This window comes from Rhodococcus (subgen. Prescottella) equi, assembly GCF_003013675.1.
In the GTDB taxonomy this organism is placed as follows: domain Bacteria; phylum Actinomycetota; class Actinomycetes; order Mycobacteriales; family Mycobacteriaceae; genus Prescottella; species Prescottella equi.
Genome location: NZ_CP027793.1, coordinates 1,229,146 through 1,246,183, shown reverse-complemented (window position 1 = coordinate 1,246,183; position 17,038 = coordinate 1,229,146). Strand labels below are relative to the sequence as shown.

Genomic DNA, 17,038 nt, shown 5'->3' with positions numbered 1-17,038 from the left:
GACATAAAGCCGCAATCCCATTCGCTGGGAGTTTCGCACTCCAGGCCCGCCGGAAATGGGGGTCCCGGCCAGTGGAATCCGGGGCGTACTGCGATCCACGTCACACCATAATCGGGGACATCTGGACTGAGCGGTCGACCGATCAGCCAGGCCGTTCCCGACCGTCGGGAGCGCGGAAACGAAGGGACCGATACATGATCGACGCAGCCAAGTACGGGCCGTGGGCCGTCATCGCCGGCGGCTCCGAGGGCGTCGGCGAGGAGTTCGCCGTCCAACTCGCCGAGGCCGGCCTGAACCTCGTGCTCCTGGCCCGCAAGCCGGAGCCGCTCGAGGTGGCTGCCGAGAAGGCCCGCGCGAAGGGCGTCGAGGTCCGGACGCTGTCGGTCGATCTCACCGCTGCCGACATGCTCGACAAGATCCGCAGCGTCACCGACGGTCTCGAGGTGGGCCTGCTCGTCTACAACGCGGGCGCCAACACGTACGGCCACGAGTTCGTCACCGGCGACCTCGACCGCTTCCAGCAGGTGATCGACCTCAACATCACCGGTCAGCTCAAGCTGATCCAGCACTTCGGCGCACCGATGAAGGATCGTCGCCGAGGCGGCCTGCTGCTGGTCGGCTCGATGGCCGGTTTCCTCGGCGCCTCCCAGATCAGCATCTACGCGGGCGTGAAGTCGTTCTGCCGTACCTTCGCCGAGGGCCTGTGGCTCGAGATGCGCGAATACGACGTCGACGTCCTCGAAATGGTCCTCGGTGTTACCCGCACCCCGGCGATGGCCCGCGCCGGACTGAACATGGACATCCCCGGCCTGAACGTCTCCGAACCCGCGGACGTCGCGGCGCAGGCACTCGCCAACCTCGGCAACGGACCCGTGGTGGTCGCCAAGGGCAACGAGTCGGCCGTCGAGAAGCGCAGCGGCGGCAACCGTGCCGAACTGCTGCTGGCCGCGCAGGCCGCGTCGAAGGCGATGCTGCCGCCGGCCAGCAAGTAGCAGACCGCGGCACGAGAAACACCTGCGCCTGCGCCTGCGCCTGCGCAGATTCGAACGACGAGGGGATCGAATCATGATCGACATTGCCAAGTACGGGCCGTGGGCCGTCATCGCCGGCGGCTCCGAGGGTGTGGGCGCGGAACTCGCCGTCCAACTCGCCGAGGCGGGCCTGAATCTGGTTCTGCTGGCCCGCAAACCGGGGCCGCTCGAGGCGACGGCGGAGCGGGTCCGCGCGAACGGCGTCGAGGTGCGCACACTGTCCGTCGATCTGACCGAGGCGGACGTGCTCGACAAGATCCGCACCGTCACCGACGACCTCGAGGTGGGCCTGCTCGTCTACAACGCTGGCGCCAACACCTACGGCCACGAGTTCGTCACGGGCGACCTGGATCGGTTCCAGAAGGTCATCGACCTCAACATCACCACCCAGCTGAAGTTGATCCAGCACTTCGGCGCGCCGATGAAGGAACGTCGCCGCGGTGGCCTGATGCTGATGGGGTCGATGCAGGGCATGTCGGGGTCGGTCCGGATCAGCATCTACGCCGGCGTGAAGTCGTTCTGCCGCACCTTCGCCGAGGGCCTGTGGCTCGAGATGCGCGAATACGACGTCGACGTTCTCGAAATGGTCCTCGGTGTCACCCGCACCCCGGCGATGGACCGGGCCGGGCTGAACATGGACATCGACGGCCTCCATGTCTCCGAACCGGCGGACGTGGCGGCGCAAGCGATAGCGAACATCGGGAACGGCCCGGTGTTCGTCACCAAGGGCAACGAGGAGAAGGCCGAGCGTCGCAGCGGCGGCGATCGCGTCCGGATCCTGCTCGACGCGCACGACGAGGCACTGCAGATGCTCCCGCCGGAAACTGTGTAGCTCAACCCTTCCGGGGTCGGCCGCGCACCTGCGACCGGCCCCGGATTCGCGTTCAGCGGCCGACGAGTTGCTCCGACAGTTCCCACAGCTCCTCTGCGGTCGACGGATCCACGGCATGCCGGGACGCCCTGCCGACCGCGCAGTCGGCGAGGTACGCACCGCCCGCGGAGTCCAGTTCCGTGGCGGTCGCCGCCCACACCGATGTCGCTGCCGCGGCGGGGATGGACTTGAGATTCTCCAGCAGGCCCGGATTCCCGGCGCTCATCGCCTTCATCTCGGCGAAGTCGTCGCGGGACATGTACCGCGACAGGCCGGTCGCGCACACGCCGGGATGCACTGCGAATGCCTGGATCCCACTGTCCGCGTACCGCTTCTGCAGCTCGATCGTCATGAGGACGTTGGCCGCCTTGGACTGCGCATACGCGACGAACTTGTCGTACTCCCGGTCCCGGAAGTTCGGATCGGCGAGATCGACGGCATGCGCGCGGTGCGCGTCCGACGACACGGTGACCACCCTGGACGGGGTCCCGGCCCCGCCTGCCGCAGCGATCAGGTTCGGCCGCAGCAGCGTGGTGAGCAGGAAATGACCCAGGTGGTTCGTGCCGAATTGCAGCTCGAACCCGTCGGCGGTGCGCTCGAACGGCGTGTACATCACACCGGCGTTGTTGATCAGCAGGTCGATCGGCTGCCCGCCCAGGCTCTCGGCGGCGCCGCGAACGCTCGACAGGTCGGCCAGATCGATTGCCGTGACTAGCAGTTCGGCGCCGGGCACGGCCTCACCGATGCCGTCGGCCACGATCGCGGCGGCGTCACCGTTGCGGGCCGCGAGGATCACCGTCGCGCCGGCGGCAGCCAGCGCTCTTGCGGTTTCCCCGCCGAGACCGCTCGTCACCCCGGTGACCAGAGCGGTGCGGCCGGTCAGGTCGACGCCGACGAGCACGTCATCGGTGGTGGTGTCGGGTCCGAAAACGTTCACTTCCAAGGCAATTCCTTCCAATCGGCGGATACCCGCGCCGTCCAGTCGGGGTCGCGGCGGTCGAGGAAGGCGCGCACGCCCTCCGCCGCGTCCGCGGTGCCCATGACCCGGTGGTGCAGTTCGGTCTCGTATCCGGCCACCTCGCGGGGCGCGAAACCCTTTCGTGCGCTGTCCCACAGCAGTCGCTTGCTCAGCGCCGCAGACATCGGTGCGACATTGGTGGCGATGTCCCGCGCCGTGGCGAGCGCGGCGGGCAGAACCTGGTCGGCGGGCAGCGACCGGCTCGCGAGCCCCAGCCGGACCGCCTCGAGGCCGTCGAAGGTGCGCCCGGTGAGCAGGACGTCCGCGGCCACCGCCAAGCCGGCGACGCGCGCGACCGTCCAGTGCGACATCATGTCGGGCACGACACCGCGCCGCACCTGCGGGATCGCATACTTCGCGTCGTCGGCGACGATGCGGATGTCGGCCTGCATCGCGAGAGTCAGGCCGATCCCGATCGCGTGCCCGTTGACGGCCGCGATCACCGGTTTGCGGATCTCGAACGCGGCCGGGTTCACCGGGGACGCGGAGAAGCCGCTGTCGGTCGGGGAGGCGAACGTCTCGCCCTGCGGAGTGAGATCGGCACCCGCGCAGAATGCCGGCGGGGTGCCGGTGAGGACGACCGCGCGGACCGCATCGTCGGCGTCGAGTTCGCCGTACAGGTCACCGAGGCGGCGACCCATGTCACCGGTGAACGCGTTGCGCGCCTCCGGCCGATTGAGCGTGAGAACCGCGACGCCGCCGTCGATCTCGATCAGCACGTCGTTCACGGCGTCAGCTCCCGCACCGCCGCGACGAGATCGGCGATGTGCCCGTCCCGAATCGGGTAGCCCGGGAAGTAGCAGCACACGCGGTCGCTGTAGGCACCGAACCGCTCGACGATCTCGGCGGCGCATTCCTCGGGCGTGCCGTGCACCGCGAGGGTCGTGAGCATCTTGTCGTCGATCAGCTCCGCCATCGCGGCGTACTCGCCGACCTTGGATAGGGCGTTGAGCTCGGGTTGCAGGTCCCCCCAGCCCTCGACGTCGAGGACGGGGCGGTAGGCGGGCGTGGATCCGTAGAAGGCGAGCAGGCTCCGCACGCCGCGCGACGCCGCGGCCAGTTCGTCCGGGGTGCGTCCCGTTCCCACGATCACCTGCGGGTAGATCGCGAGATCCGCGGCGTGGCGTCCGGCGCGGTCGAGCCCCTCCTCGATCGCCGGCAGCGTGCGCTCGCGGTAGTGCCGAACGCTGTTGAACGGCATGACGAGCAACCCGTCTGCAACCTCGGCGGCGGTGCGCGTCATCACCGGTCCGAGCGCGCCGAGACAGATCGGGGGCGGACCGTACGGGTTGGGTCCGGGGTCGAACGTGGGCGGCATCAGCGTGTGGGTGGTGAACTCCCCCTCGAACCGCAGGCGCGAATTTCCCTCCCACGCATCGAAGATCGCCTTCACCGCGAGGACGATCTCCCGCATCCGGGCGGCCGGGCGCGACCACTCGGCACCGTACCGCTTCTCGATGTGCGGCCGGATCTGCGAGCCCAGCCCGAGGCGGAAGCGGCCGCGGCTGAGCGTCTGCAGGTCGTACGCGGTGTGCGCGAGGTGCATCGGACTGCGCGGCAACGCGATCGCGACGTTCGTCATGAGATCGACGTCGACCGCCCCTGCGGCGGATACCAGCGGGAGGAACACGTCGTGCGGACCCTCGAACGTGAACAGACCGTCGACGCCGAGTTCGGCGAGCTCCCGCGCGCGGGCTGCCGCCTTCTCCGGGCGTCCGTCGAGTTGGACGTCGATCTTCACGACTCGCTCTCCTTCACCTCTACAGCCAGTTCGTCACCGTGCGCGGCCAGCACGTGGAGCGCGCCGGCGAGGGCGGCCACGAACGCGTCGGCGCCCGCTCCTCCCTGAGTGAGCCCTCGAATCGACGTGGTGCCGGTGAGGATCTCGAACAAGGTGGCCGCGTCCACCGGTCCCGGGATCTCCCCTCGGTCCGCTGCGAGCTCGAGTCGAGCGGTGAAGGCAGCCCGCACGGGATCCTGCAGCGAGAGCAACCTCGCACGATCCGCATCTGTGCGAATGTCGGCCAGCAGCCCGGGCACGCCCGCGCGGGCAGCGGGACTCGCCGACCGGGACAGAAAGACTCGCACCCATGTAGCCAGGTCCGCACGGAGATCGTCCGTGGCCTCGGGCAGCCTGTGCGCGCCCGGTCCGTGAACCGCGTCCTCGAGGAGCGCCTCCCGCGTGGGCCAGCGGCGGTAGATCGCCGGGGCGCTCACGTTGGACCGGCGTGCGATCGCCGAGATCGTGGTCTGCTGATAACCGACCTCGCGGAGCAGTCGCCGCGCGGCGACGAGGACCGCGTGATCCTTTCCGGGGTCACGGGGTCGACCGATGCGGGGCGAGGTCTCCATTACGTTTCACGTTAATACGTTACGTTTTTCCGCGGGCCCGATTCGCAATATCCCGTGAGCTCTGGCGCCCGCAACCTCATCGCACGGGCGGATGCCCACCTGGGACAATCGACCCGTGACTGCAACACTGCGTATCTCCGGCCTCTCCGCATCCCGGGGCGAGCGCACGCTCTTCTCCGATCTCGACCTGACCGTCGCGCCCGGCGACGTGATCGGCCTGGTCGGCGCGAACGGCGCCGGGAAGTCGACGCTGCTCACGACGCTCGCAGGGGTCGGGAACGCGGACATCGAGGGCACCGTCACGCTCAGCCCGCCCGATGCGACCGTCGGCTACCTCGCGCAGGAACCCGACCGGATCGAGGGCGAGACGGTACTCGAGTTCCTCGGCCGACGAACCGGCGTCACCGCCGCCGAAACCGCGATGAACGCCGCGGCCGAGTCGCTCGCGGACGGCGGGGAGGACCTCTACTCCCCCGCCCTCGACAAGTGGCTCGCCCTCGGCGGCGCGGATCTCGCCGAGCGTGCCGAGAAGGTCCTCGCCGATCTGGGTCTCGACGTCACGGGCGACGCCCACATGACGGACCTCTCCGGTGGACAGGCCGCACGGGCGGGCCTGGCGTCGTTGCTGCTCTCGCGCTACGACGTCCTGCTGCTCGACGAGCCGACCAACGATCTCGATCTGCCCGGACTCGAGCAGCTCGAACAGTTCGTCGCCGAGACCCGGACGGCGCTGGTGGTGGTCAGTCACGATCGGGAGTTCCTGGCGCGCACCGTCACCGGCATCGTCGAACTCGATCTCGCGCAGCAGCAGATCGCGGTGTACGACGGCGGGTACGAGTCGTACCTCGCCGAACGCGAGGTGGCCAGGCGGCACGCGCGCGAGGCCTACGACGAGTACGCAGGGAACCTGTCGGCACTCGAGGACCGCGCACAGATGCAGCGCAACTGGCTCGAGCACGGCGTCCGCAATGCGCGCCGCAAGGCCAAGGGCGGCGACGCGGACAAGATGGGCCGCAAGGCACGCGCCGAGTCCACCGAGAAGCAGGCCGCGAAGGCGCGGCAGACGCAGCGCCGGATCGAGCGGCTCGAGGTGGTCGAGGAGCCCCGCAAGGAGTGGGAGTTGCGGATGGAGATCGCCGCGGCGCCGCGCAGCGGTGCGGTCGTGGCCACGCTCAGCGGTGCCGTGGTCCGCCGCGACGCGTTCACGTTCGGTCCCGTCACCGCACAGATCGACTGGGGTGACCGAATTCTCGTGACCGGCCCGAACGGGTCCGGCAAGTCGACGCTGTTGAAGGTCCTGCTCGGGAAGCTGCCACCCGACGAGGGCACCGCAACCCTCGGATCGGGTGTCGCGGTGGGCGAGATCGACCAGGCGCGTGGACTTTTCGAAGGCGACGAGCCGCTGGCCGACGCATTCGGCACACAGGTCCCCGACTGGCCCGAGGCGGACGTCCGCACGCTGTTGGCGAAGTTCGGACTCAAGGGTCACCATGTGCTGCGGTCCGCGGCGTCGCTGTCGCCGGGCGAACGCACCCGCGCGGCGCTGGCGCTGCTGCAGGCCCGTGGGGTCAATCTGCTGGTCCTCGACGAGCCCACCAACCACCTCGACCTGCCCGCGATCGAGCAGCTCGAGCAGGCGATGGAATCGTTCACCGGCACGCTGCTGTTGGTCACCCACGACCGTCGGATGCTGGGCACCATGCGGCACACCCGGCGCTGGCACATGGACGGTGGCGGGCTGACGGAGGAGTAGGCGCTTCGCGCCCGTGCGCCTTTTCGGTAGCTGGAACCACCAAAAAGGCGCACGGGCGACGAAGTCGCCTAGGCGAGCAGACCCTGCCCCAGGTACTCGCCCTTCCGGCACCCCGGGAGGATCGCGAACACCGCCGAGCCGATCGGCGTCGACCACTGGTTGAACATGTCGGCCTCCGCCAGCCGCTGCTGGACCGGCAGGTACTGGGCGTCGACGTCGGCCTGGTAGGCGACGAAGATCAGCCCCGAGTCGGACACTCCGATGCCGTCTGGGGCCTCGTCGTAGTTGTACGCCCGACGGTGGAAACGCTCCCGCGGCGCCATCGGGCGGGCTCGCGCGATGTGCGAGAACTCGGGGATGATCTTCAAACCGCCGCGGCCGGTGGCGTCGAAATCCGGTGCGTCGTGCTCGGATTCACCGGTCAACGGCGCGCCGTCGGACATCCGCCGGCCCATCACCTCGTCCCGTCCGGGCCGGTCGAGTTCGTCCCACCCGTCCAGGTCGAGGTGGATCCGCCGGATCACCACCGACGTCCCACCCGCGAACCACGGCTGCTCGGCGCCGTCGTTCCACACCACTTGCGCGAAGTCGTCGCTGCCGGACGCCGGGTTGACGGTGCCGTCGACCTGCCCCATGAGGTTCCGCATCGTGGTGCCCTCGGGTTCGCTGCCCCGGGCCCGACGGAAACCGCGCTGGACCCAGCGCACCGTCGCGGTGCCCCGCGCGGCCTTGAGCAGCACCCGCAATGCGTGCGCCACGGTGACAGGGTCGTCCGAGCCGACGTGCAACAGGAGGTCACCGCCGTTCCAGCGGTCCTCGAGCTTGTCGATCTCGAACGGTGGCAACGGCTTGCACCAGGACGGCCGCTTGTCCTCGACCGCCGCGGCACGGAACGCGCCCGGTCCGAAACCGACCGTGACGGTGAGCCGCGCCGGTGCTGTCGCGAGGTCCGGTTCGGTGTCGGCGAGGGCGCCGCGCCCCTCGGTGAGGCGCGCGGCGTCGTCGGTCCACACCCGCATCAGCCGCACGAGCGCGGCCCGGTCGGTGCCGGGACGCAGGTCAAGGCCCACGAACGTGGCATGAGCCTGTGGCGTGGTCTCGATCCCGGCCTGGTGTTCCCCGTGGAACGGGACGGTCTCCGCGACGACGTCGGCCTTCGCGGGACGCGCGGCGACGGTGCCGGCGCCCAGACCGAGGCCGACGCCGCCGACGGCAGCGGCGGCACCGACCCCGAACAGTTGACGACGGCTGAGGTCAGCCACCGTGCGCCTCGCCCTGGCCGTGGTCCTGCATCGCGCCGTCCATCCCGCCCGACGTCTCGCCGTGCGATGCACCGTCGCCGTAGTCCTCTCGGGCGCCGGTGAAGTCGCGGACCTGCGCGGTGAACTGTGCCGTCGCGCCGTCGGCGAACGTAAACGTGAACGGGACGTCGCTGCCGGCCCGGACCGGCGCGGGCAGATCGAACAGCATGATGTGGTCACCGCCCGGCGCCAACTCGTACGAGCTGTTCGCCTGGACAACCACCCCGCCGTCCTTCTCGCGCATCTTCATCGCACCGGTGCCGTCGGGAGCCATCTCGTGCAGTTCGACCCGGGGCGAGACGCCGGTGGTGACGGACGTCAGGGTGACGTCGGAATCCGAGTCGTTGACGATCGTTCCGAACATCGCAGTCATGCCGGAGTCGGCCGCCTTGACCCAGGAATCCTCGAACGAGATCGCCGAGGTGTCGGTCGTCGAACCGGATTCCTCGGAGTTGCTGCAGCCGGTGAGGACGAGTGCCGTTGCCGCGGTCACGCCGATCGCAAGGGTGCGGGCGCGGGTGAATGCCTTCATGTACGTGTGCCTTTCGAATGCGGGCGCGCAGCAACCAATGACGGGCGCGCAACCCGCAGGGTGTGAGGGGACGCGCGTCGCCGGAGAGAAGGCCGGGGACGCGGTGAGTGAGAGAGGTCAGGCCCGGACGGGTGGGCCGCGGCGCGCGATGGGCCCTACCGCCACGAGCGAGCGCGCTGGGCGGATGTCGTCGACGACGTGCGGCAACGCCGGTTCCAGACGGACCGGGAGGACCGCGACGATGCTGGGCAGGATCCGGCGCAGCGCGGCGGCGGCGCGGGGACCGACGAGTTCGGCGCCCGCGATGAGTACGGCGCACGCGACGACTGCGACCGAGTGGGCGAGCAGCATCGGCGTCGTCGAATGCGAACCCGAGTGCATCGCGCCGTGCGCATCACCGAGGGAGAGCGCGGAGTGCGAGAGCACCTGGCCGGTCGCGAGGACGGGAACGAGCCACCGACGTCGGGTGGCGAGCGCGGGAACCGCGATCACCGCGGCAGCCAGGACCGCGGCGACACCGCCGAGCAGAAGGAACGTCGACCCCTGCGGTGCGCCGCCTCCGGCCAGTCCGTGCGCGCCGATCGCGAGCGTGACGACGGATGCAGCGACAGCGAGGCCACGCACCTGGCGTGCGAGCTCCTCACCTGGGCCGATCCGCATGCCCAGAGGTTACTACAGGCAGTCGTACCCACCGGAGATCGGAGCCTGCGGACCGTTGTCTCGATTTGACACATCGTTAGGTTTTCCCAACGATGTGTTGCATGAGTCCGGTGCGACGTGGGGCGAGTCTCCCCATCTTCAATCGCATCGCCGTGCTGCGCGCCGAACGCAAGATGACCCGCGCGCAGCTCGCCGAGCTGATCGAGGTCAACCCGCAGACGGTCGGCGCACTCGAGCGGGGTGACCACTACCCCAGCCTCGATCTCGCGCTGCGGATCTGCACGGTCTTCGATCTCCCCGTGGAGGCGGTCTTCTCCCGAACCGAGTTCGGGCCGATCAGCGCCGAGTTGTACCGAGCCGACCGATCACGAGGAGGCGACGACCATGGCTGACCCCGGCTTGCTCGAGCGGTACCAGGATTTCCGCACCCGGCGGTTCCTGAAGAACGAGGACCAGTTCAAGCACTGGCTACCGGGTTGGCGAACCCGGGCGAGACGGCGCATCCTCGTCGTCACCCTGGCGGTGATTCTGGGATGCATGCTCGCCGTCGGCGCGGTCTGCCTGACGAACATGCGCGTCGGCCCGCTGTTGTGGCTGCCCGCCTGCCTCGCCTTCATGGCGGTCTGGACGACGCTGCAGATCGTCTCGGGACGCCAGGGCGATGCGCCTCGCCATGCGCTCGACGAATGGGAGGTCCAGCAGCGCGACAGCGCCCGCTCGATCGGCCTCACGGTCACCCAGGTCCTGACCTTCGTCCCGGCGATGTTCCTGATCGTCGCCGGCTCACTGGACCTCGACATCGACCGATCCAATCTCACCTACTCCGCCGGACTCTTCGTCCTCACCACGCTGATAGCCGGCGCGTGTTCGCCGGCGATGATCCTGGCGTGGACGCGCCCCGACCCCGAACCCGACGACCACGAGGAGACCACATGACCGGCCAGACCCTCACCTTCGACGGAATAGCCAAACGCTACGGCGACGTCGTCGCGCTCGAGAGCCTGAGTTTCGACGTCCGTCCCGGCGAAATCTTCGGCTTCGTCGGCAGCAACGGGGCCGGCAAGACCACCGCGATGCGGATCGCTCTCGGTGTGCTCGCCGCCGACCGCGGCGAGGTGCGTCTCGGTGGCAAGCCCGTGGACCTCGAGGTCCGCCGCTCGATCGGCTACATGCCCGAGGAGCGCGGCCTCTATCCGAAGATGAAGGTGGGTCGTCAGCTCACGTACCTGGCCGAGCTGCATGGTCTTTCGCGGGCCGAGGCGGCCGACGCCGCGAGCCGGTGGACCGAGCGTCTCGGCATCGCCGCGCGCGTGAACGACGCCGTCGATGCGCTCAGTCTGGGTAACCAGCAGCGCGTGCAGCTCGCCGCCGCGCTGGTCCACGACCCTGCCGTCCTGATCCTCGACGAGCCGTTCTCGGGCCTGGATCCGGTGGCCGTCGACGTCATGAGCGACGTTCTGGTGGAGAAGGCGAACTCGGGTGTGCCCGTGATCTTCTCGAGCCATCAGCTCGACCTGGTGCAGCGGCTGTGCGACCGGGTCGGGATCATCGCGAAGGGGCGGATGAACTCGATCGGCACCGTCGACGAACTCCGTGGCAGCGGCGACGTGCTCCTCGACGTCCACGCACCCGCCGCACCGTCCGGGTGGGCCGACCACCTGTTCGGGGTGACGATCGTCAGCCACGCCGACGGCCGCACGGTGTTGGCACTCGGTGCGGGGGCCGACGACCAGGCCGTCCTGCATGCCGCTCTGAAGACCGGACCCGTCCACGAGTTCGCGGTCCGCAAGCCGTCCCTGACCGAACTGTTCCGAGAGGTGGTGTCCGCGTGAGCGAACGCAGCGGACTGAACCCGAGCCGCGCCATCGCACTGGTGGCCCGGCGCGAATTCCTGACCCAGGTGCAGAAGAAGAGCTTCCTGGTCAGCAACGTGATCGTCCTGATCGCGATCATCGGCGGCATCGTCGCCGCATCGATCTTCTCCGGCAAGGACGACGAGTCCCGCTCGAAGGTGGGGCTCGTCGGCGACCAGTCGCTCAGTGCGGCACTGGTCGCGACCGGCGACGCGGCCGGCAACCCCGTCGAGGTGACCGAGATCGGCGACGAGCAGACCGCCCGCACGCAGGTCGAGGACGGTGACCTCGACGTCGCCGTCGTGCCGGGCAGCGGGGGCGCGGTCACCGCGATCACGAAGTCCGAGATCGACTCCTCGCTGCGCGTCGTGCTCGACGGTGCGGTGGCCGCCCAGGCCCAGAGCGCCGCGCTGGCCGCCCAGGGCGTCGACGCCGCGCAACTGGCCGAGAACACCGCGTCGGCAGTCGTCACCGTCGACGCCATCGATCCTCCGGATCCCGAACGTGGACAGCGCATCGCGCTGTCCACGGCGGTGGTGGTCCTGTTGTACATGCAGATCCTCGCGTTCGGCATGTACGTCGCGATGGGCGTGGTCGAGGAGAAGTCGTCCCGCGTCGTCGAACTGCTGCTGTCGACCCTGCGTCCGCTGCAGTTGCTGTGGGGCAAGGTGATCGGCATCGGCGCCGTCGGTCTCGCACAGTTGACGGTGTACGGCGTCGTGGGTGTCGGCGCGGGCGTCGCGACCGGGGTCCTCACCCTCGGCGGCACCGCCTGGGGCACGCTGCTCGGCACGCTGGGCTGGTTCGTTCTCGGCTTCGCGTTCTTCGCGGTGCTCTATGCCGCAACAGGTTCGATGGTCTCGCGTCAGGAGGACGTCAACTCCACCGCGATGCCGTTGACCATCCTGATCATGGCGATGTTCTTCGCCGCGTTCAGCGCCGTGCAGAACCCGGAAGGCACACTGTCCAACGTGCTCAGTTGGATTCCGCCGTTCTCGGCGATCCTCATGCCGCTGCGCATCGCGGCCGGTGTCGCGAGCGCCACCCAGATCGCCGCCACGGTCGTGCTCATGCTGATCGTCACCGTCGCGATGTCCGCGATCGCCGCCCGCATCTACCAGCGCTCGATCCTGCGGATGGGCAAGACGGTCTCGTGGCGCGAGGCACTCGCGCGGTAACTAGGCTGGAGCTGTGCCGGCCGCCGTCGTCTCCGGACGACGGCGGCCGTTCCGTAGAGAAGTGGAGGAAGGCCCGTGCCCGCGAACAAGGTTTCGGCTCGCGAACTGATCGGCCAGGTATTCGACGCCGACAGCTTCGAATCGTGGGACACCGCACCGCTCGAGATCGATCCCGACCCGAAGTACCGGGCCGAACTCGATGCGGCAGCCGAGAAGTCGGGCGCCGACGAGTCCGTGCTCACCGGGACCGCACTGCTCGGCGGGCGCCGCGTGGCCGTGATCGCGTGCGAGTTCTCGTTCCTCGCCGGCTCCATCGGCGTGGCCGCAGCGGAACGGATCGTCACCGCGATCGAGCGCGCCACCACCGAGGGTCTCCCGCTGCTCGCGTCGCCCACCTCCGGCGGCACCCGCATGCAGGAGGGCACGGTCGCCTTCGTGCAGATGGTGAAGATCGCGGCCGCGATCGCCGCCCACAAGTCCGCTCACCTGCCGTACCTGGTGTACCTGCGCAATCCCACCACCGGTGGGGTGTTCGCATCGTGGGGGTCGCTCGGTCACGTCACCATCGCCGAACCCGGCGCGCTCGTCGGCTTCCTCGGCCCGCGCGTGTACGAGGCCCTCTACGGCGAGAAGTTCCCGGAGGGCGTGCAGACGTCGGAGAACCTGTACCGCAACGGTGTGATCGACGGAGTGGCGTCGACGACCCAACTGCGTGACCTCGTCGACCGCGCCCTGCACGTGCTCGTCGACTCGCCGGGTGACGACCACACGATTCCCGAACCGGCTGACTCCCAGGACATCCCGGACGTCCCGGCGTGGCAGTCGGTCATCACGTCGCGGCGCGACGACCGTCCGGGTGTGCGCGAGCTCGTCCGGCACGCGTCGTCCACCCGGGTGCCCCTCAGCGGCACCGGCCAGGGCGAGGTGGACTCGACCGTGCTGCTGTCGCTGGCCCGGTTCCACGGTCAGCCGTGCGTGCTGTTCGGTCAGGATCGCGCGGGCCAGTCGGCGCTCAACACGATGGGGCCGGCAGCGCTGCGGGAGGCCCGCCGCGGTATGCGGATGGCGGCCGAACTGCGGCTACCGCTGGTGCTCGTGATCGACACCCTCGGCGCGGCTCTGTCCAAGGAGGCCGAGGAGCGGGGCCTGGCCCCCGAGATCGCGCGCTGCATCTCCGATCTCGTCACCCTGCGCACGCCCACCGTGTCGGTGCTGCTCGGTCAGGGCACCGGCGGCGGCGCTCTCGCGCTACTGCCCGCCGACCGCGTCCTCGCCGCGCAGAACGGCTGGCTCGCACCGCTTCCACCGGAGGGGGCGAGTGCCATCGTGCACCGCGACGTCACCCACGCACCCGCAATGGCGGCGGCGCAGGGCATCCGGTCGCTCGACCTGCTACGCGACGGTGTCGTCGACGCCGTCATTCCCGAAAGGCCCGACGCGGCGATCGAGCCGGTCGAGTTCTCCCGGCGCGTCGGCGCCGCGATCGCCCGCGAACTCGTCTCCCTGCGCGGGGTCCCCGGCGACGATCGGATGTCCGCTCGACTCGGGCGCTACCGCACGCTGGGACTGCCCGCGGACTGAACGACGGGTCGCCCCCGTTACCGGGGCGTGACTACGCGGTGGTTCGCTGATTCCGGGCGGCGGACCACTCCGCCAACTGCTCCAGCGCGGTTCGCGCGAGCGCCGCGGCCTCGTCCCGATTGACCCGGGACAGCAGCAGCGCACTGATCGACAGCGACGTCAGGAGACGGGTGCGATGGACGATCCGGTCGGCGGAGGCCTCGGGGTCGAGGGCGCGCAGCGCGTGCGCCAGCGCCGCCGCCAGCTCCGATCGGTAGGCGTCGACCACCGCCCGCTGGGCGTCGTCGTGCGCAGCGAATCCGGCCGCGCTGTTGAGAAGCAGGCACCCGCGCCCGGGGTAGTCGTCCGGCAGGGACTCGATGGCCTCCACGACACCGCGGTAGTACCGGGAGGCCGCGTCGGGCACGGTGGGCTCGTGGGTCAGGATCCGCAGTCGCGGGCGGACCACGCGGTCCAGGTAGTCCTGCACGGCGGCATCGAAGAGACCCCGTTTGCTACCGAACGCGTTGTACAGGCTCGACCGGTTCAACCCTGTCACGCGTTCGAGGTCCGGAACCGAGGTGGCCTCGAACCCCTTGTCCCAGAAGAGGTCCCGCGCCCGAGCGACGACGGTGTCGGTGTCGAACTCCTGCACCCGCGGCATGACGACCCTCACTTCCCGTTGTGGAACGACCATTGCAGTATATATTGAAACGATCAGTTCAAAATAAGGAGAGTGACCATGGTCGTCGCGGGTCTGATCTTCGCCGCACTCGCCGGCGCGCTGCATGTCTACATCTTCTTCCTCGAGTCGCTGCGCTGGACCGCCCCGCGCACCCGCGCGACGTTCGGCACCAGCGCCGAGGAGGCCGCCGCAACCCGGGAACTCGCGTTCAACCAGGGCTTCTACAACCTTTTCCTGGCGATCGTCACGGCCGCCGGCATCGTCGCAGTCCTGATCGGCGCGACCGCAGTGGGTTCGGCGCTCGTGTTCGCCGGCACCGGATCGATGCTGCTCGCAGCACTGGTCCTGCTGCTCTCGTCGCCGGACAAGGCCCGTGCCGCGATCGCTCAGGGGACGCTCCCCCTCGTCGCCGTCGTCCTCCTCGCACTCGGACTGATTCTCTGACCCCGCACACCCACGAAGGGACCGATCCCATGTCGACCAGCACGCAGATCCAGCTCATCGCCCGCCCGGTCGGGTGGCCCACGCTCGACAACTTCCGGACTACGACCGTGGAGCTGCCGGACCTCGCATCCAACCAGGTGCGGGTGGCCAACGAGTTCCTCTCCGTCGACCCGTACATGCGCGGCCGGATGAACGACGTGAAGTCCTACGTGCCTCCGTTCGCGCTGAACGAGACCATGACCGGCGGCGCGGTGGGCCGAATCGTCGAGTCCACCTCCCCCTCCCACCCCGTCGGTGCCGTCGTCGTGCACGATCTCGGCTGGCGCGACGTGGCGCAGGGTGACGCTTCGGGCTTCCGTGTGGTGGAGGAGATTCCGGGCGTACCGGTGTCCGCGTACCTCGGCATCCTCGGCCTCACGGGGCTCACCGCCTACGTCGGACTGATGCACATCGCGCACCTGAAGCCGGGCGAGTCCGTGTTCATCTCCGGTGCCGCGGGCGCCGTCGGCACCGCCGCCGGACAGATCGCCCGGTTGGAGGGGGCCGCCCGGATCATCGGCTCGGCGGGGTCGGCCGAGAAGGTGGAGTTGCTCACCGAGCGCTACGGCTACAGCGTGGCGTTCGACTACAAGCGGGAACCGGTACGGAAGCAGTTGCGGGAGATCGCCGGAGACGGCATCGACGTCTACTTCGACAACGTCGGCGGAGACCATCTCGAGGCCGCGCTTGACGTGATGAGGGACGGTGGCCGGGCAGCGTTGTGCGGCGCCATCGCCGACTACAACGCGACCGAGCGCACGCCGGGTCCCGACAACATGGCGAACATCATCACCCGCGGGCTGACGCTGCAGGGATTCACACTCGGCAACTACACCCACTTCTTCCCCGAGTTCGCCGCCAAGATGGGGCCCTGGTTGGCGTCGGGCGACGTCGTGTTCGACGAGACGATCGTCGACGGCATCGACAACGCGGTCGACGCCTTCCTCCAGCTGATGCGCGGCGGCAACATCGGGAAGATGCTGGTGCGGATCTGAACTCCCCCTTCGACCGAATGTCACATGCGTTCGGTTCGAGTGAACGCATGTGACATTCGGCCGGGGACCCTCAGGACGATCCGGCAGCCATCGCCGGCACCATGACCGCCACGAAGACGGCGCTGTTGATCGCGTCGACTGCCTTGCGGACCGCCGCGCCCGCCCATTCGCCGTCGGCGATCTCCTTGGCGCGCTTGCGGATCATCTTGCGGTCGGTGTCCGGAAACACCTTCGCTGCAGCGTCCACCGCGGACAGCAGGGAGATCAGTGCCGCGGCACGAGGCGTCGGATCGAGGCCCTCGACCACCACCCCGGACAGTTCGTGACGCACCCCTCGCTCGTGGCTCTCGTCGACGGGCGGCCAGACCTTGGACGGGAAGATGCCGAGTACCTTGCGTCGGCTCTCGCGAACCCACCCGCGGTCGATCACCCGCTCGAACACCGCGGCCCGAACCTCGGAGTCGAGCTTCTCGATCGCCGCTTCCGGTTTCATCGGACGCCGGGCGTCCGCGACTACGCCGAGAGCGCGCGCGAGGATCGGGTCGGCGGGTGCCTCCGCCCGCCGAACCGCGAGCCGGCCTCGCTTGACGTCCTCACCCTGGTCCGCGGGCGTCACGTACCCGTCGAGCGCCAGCTCGAGCAGCACCGCTCCGGCCAGCACCCGAGGCAGCCGGGTGCCGTCGACGAGCGGGTCGCCCGACTCGTCGTCGAGTAGGAGCAGCAGCAGATCCTCGGCAATGAGCGACGTCATGGCCTTCACCGTACG

The 17,038-nt window shown here is 69.3% G+C and carries 19 protein-coding genes; 10 read left to right on the top strand and 9 right to left on the bottom strand.

Going from position 1 to position 17,038, the window contains the following annotated elements:
• Window positions 1–194 precede the first annotated feature (194 nt).
• Both C7H75_RS06020 and C7H75_RS06015 read left to right on the top strand, forming a co-directional pair.
• Window positions 195–992 carry an SDR family NAD(P)-dependent oxidoreductase gene (locus C7H75_RS06020; RefSeq protein ID WP_013415085.1) on the top strand — a complete coding sequence of 266 codons (798 nt, stop codon included), beginning with the start codon at window positions 195–197 and terminating at the stop codon, window positions 990–992.
• Window positions 993–1,065: 73 nt separating this feature from the next.
• Window positions 1,066–1,863 carry an SDR family NAD(P)-dependent oxidoreductase gene (locus tag C7H75_RS06015; protein ID WP_005515021.1) on the top strand — a complete coding sequence of 266 codons (798 nt, stop codon included), beginning with the start codon at window positions 1,066–1,068 and terminating at the stop codon, window positions 1,861–1,863.
• 52 nt (window positions 1,864–1,915) lie between these two features.
• On the opposite strand, the gene C7H75_RS06010 is transcribed toward C7H75_RS06015, so the two are convergent.
• The 4 genes from C7H75_RS06010 to C7H75_RS05995 are packed head-to-tail and all read right to left on the bottom strand — an operon-like array spanning window position 1,916 to window position 5,272.
• Window positions 1,916–2,845: an SDR family NAD(P)-dependent oxidoreductase gene (locus tag C7H75_RS06010; RefSeq protein ID WP_106851093.1), complete on the bottom strand. Its 930-nt coding sequence runs from the start codon at window positions 2,843–2,845 to the stop codon at window positions 1,916–1,918.
• A complete protein-coding gene (locus C7H75_RS06005; RefSeq protein ID WP_106851092.1) occupies window positions 2,836–3,648 on the bottom strand; it encodes an enoyl-CoA hydratase/isomerase family protein in 813 nt (270 codons plus the stop codon). Before C7H75_RS06005 ends, C7H75_RS06010 begins: the two co-directional genes overlap by 10 nt.
• A complete protein-coding gene (locus tag C7H75_RS06000; protein WP_106851091.1) occupies window positions 3,645–4,661 on the bottom strand; it encodes a TIGR03617 family F420-dependent LLM class oxidoreductase in 1,017 nt (338 codons plus the stop codon). Before C7H75_RS06000 ends, C7H75_RS06005 begins: the two co-directional genes overlap by 4 nt.
• A complete protein-coding gene (locus tag C7H75_RS05995; RefSeq protein WP_106851090.1) occupies window positions 4,658–5,272 on the bottom strand; it encodes a TetR/AcrR family transcriptional regulator in 615 nt (204 codons plus the stop codon). Before C7H75_RS05995 ends, C7H75_RS06000 begins: the two co-directional genes overlap by 4 nt.
• 115 nt (window positions 5,273–5,387) lie before the next feature.
• Here C7H75_RS05995 and C7H75_RS05990 point away from each other — a divergent pair, with 115 nt between their 5' ends.
• Window positions 5,388–7,025 (top strand): ABC-F family ATP-binding cassette domain-containing protein, encoded by a 1,638-nt coding sequence (locus C7H75_RS05990; protein WP_069856197.1) that lies wholly within the window; start codon window positions 5,388–5,390, stop codon window positions 7,023–7,025.
• 68 nt (window positions 7,026–7,093) lie between these two features.
• Here the strand turns inward: C7H75_RS05990 and C7H75_RS05985 are convergent, their stop codons facing one another.
• From C7H75_RS05985 to C7H75_RS05975, 3 genes are all read right to left on the bottom strand, one after another.
• Entirely contained in the window at window positions 7,094–8,287 is a 1,194-nt protein-coding gene (locus tag C7H75_RS05985; RefSeq protein ID WP_005515029.1) for a Dyp-type peroxidase, read from the bottom strand.
• On the bottom strand, window positions 8,280–8,858 hold the full coding sequence (locus C7H75_RS05980) for a copper chaperone PCu(A)C (RefSeq protein ID WP_022594404.1): 579 nt from the start codon (window positions 8,856–8,858) through the stop codon (window positions 8,280–8,282). Before C7H75_RS05980 ends, C7H75_RS05985 begins: the two co-directional genes overlap by 8 nt.
• Before the next feature lie 117 nt (window positions 8,859–8,975).
• Window positions 8,976–9,518, bottom strand: a complete 543-nt coding sequence (locus tag C7H75_RS05975) for a hypothetical protein (RefSeq protein WP_005515032.1) — start codon at window positions 9,516–9,518, stop codon at window positions 8,976–8,978.
• Between the two features lie 101 nt (window positions 9,519–9,619).
• Between C7H75_RS05975 and C7H75_RS05970 the strand changes: the two genes are divergently transcribed.
• The 5 genes from C7H75_RS05970 to C7H75_RS05950 all read left to right on the top strand — a co-directional run bounded on the left by C7H75_RS05970 (window position 9,620) and on the right by C7H75_RS05950 (window position 14,130).
• Window positions 9,620–9,910: a helix-turn-helix transcriptional regulator gene (locus tag C7H75_RS05970; protein WP_005515034.1), complete on the top strand. Its 291-nt coding sequence runs from the start codon at window positions 9,620–9,622 to the stop codon at window positions 9,908–9,910.
• Window positions 9,903–10,454 carry a hypothetical protein gene (locus C7H75_RS05965; protein ID WP_022594403.1) on the top strand — a complete coding sequence of 184 codons (552 nt, stop codon included), beginning with the start codon at window positions 9,903–9,905 and terminating at the stop codon, window positions 10,452–10,454. Before C7H75_RS05970 ends, C7H75_RS05965 begins: the two co-directional genes overlap by 8 nt.
• Entirely contained in the window at window positions 10,451–11,350 is a 900-nt protein-coding gene (locus C7H75_RS05960) for an ABC transporter ATP-binding protein (RefSeq protein ID WP_022594402.1), read from the top strand. The genes C7H75_RS05965 and C7H75_RS05960 overlap by 4 nt, the downstream gene beginning before the upstream one ends.
• Window positions 11,347–12,549 carry an ABC transporter permease gene (locus C7H75_RS05955; RefSeq protein WP_022594401.1) on the top strand — a complete coding sequence of 401 codons (1,203 nt, stop codon included), beginning with the start codon at window positions 11,347–11,349 and terminating at the stop codon, window positions 12,547–12,549. Before C7H75_RS05960 ends, C7H75_RS05955 begins: the two co-directional genes overlap by 4 nt.
• 75 nt (window positions 12,550–12,624) lie before the next feature.
• The gene (locus C7H75_RS05950) at window positions 12,625–14,130 is read left to right on the top strand and encodes a carboxyl transferase domain-containing protein (protein WP_005515038.1); all 1,506 of its coding nucleotides are present in this window, start codon (window positions 12,625–12,627) and stop codon (window positions 14,128–14,130) included.
• A 31-nt stretch (window positions 14,131–14,161) separates the two neighbouring features.
• Here C7H75_RS05950 and C7H75_RS05945 read toward each other — a convergent pair whose 3' ends face one another.
• Window positions 14,162–14,773, bottom strand: a complete 612-nt coding sequence (locus tag C7H75_RS05945; protein ID WP_022594397.1) for a TetR/AcrR family transcriptional regulator — start codon at window positions 14,771–14,773, stop codon at window positions 14,162–14,164.
• Window positions 14,774–14,851: 78 nt separating this feature from the next.
• Between C7H75_RS05945 and C7H75_RS05940 the strand changes: the two genes are divergently transcribed.
• Together C7H75_RS05940 and C7H75_RS05935 are read left to right on the top strand one after the other, a co-directional pair.
• A complete protein-coding gene (locus tag C7H75_RS05940; protein ID WP_081187372.1) occupies window positions 14,852–15,238 on the top strand; it encodes a DUF1304 domain-containing protein in 387 nt (128 codons plus the stop codon).
• A 29-nt stretch (window positions 15,239–15,267) separates the two neighbouring features.
• Window positions 15,268–16,272: an NADP-dependent oxidoreductase gene (locus C7H75_RS05935; protein WP_106851089.1), complete on the top strand. Its 1,005-nt coding sequence runs from the start codon at window positions 15,268–15,270 to the stop codon at window positions 16,270–16,272.
• A gap of 70 nt (window positions 16,273–16,342) precedes the next feature.
• Here the strand turns inward: C7H75_RS05935 and C7H75_RS05930 are convergent, their stop codons facing one another.
• Complete coding sequence (locus C7H75_RS05930) at window positions 16,343–17,023, bottom strand: GOLPH3/VPS74 family protein (RefSeq protein WP_081183589.1); 681 nt, start codon at window positions 17,021–17,023, stop codon at window positions 16,343–16,345.
• Between the last annotated feature and the right edge of the window lie 15 nt (window positions 17,024–17,038).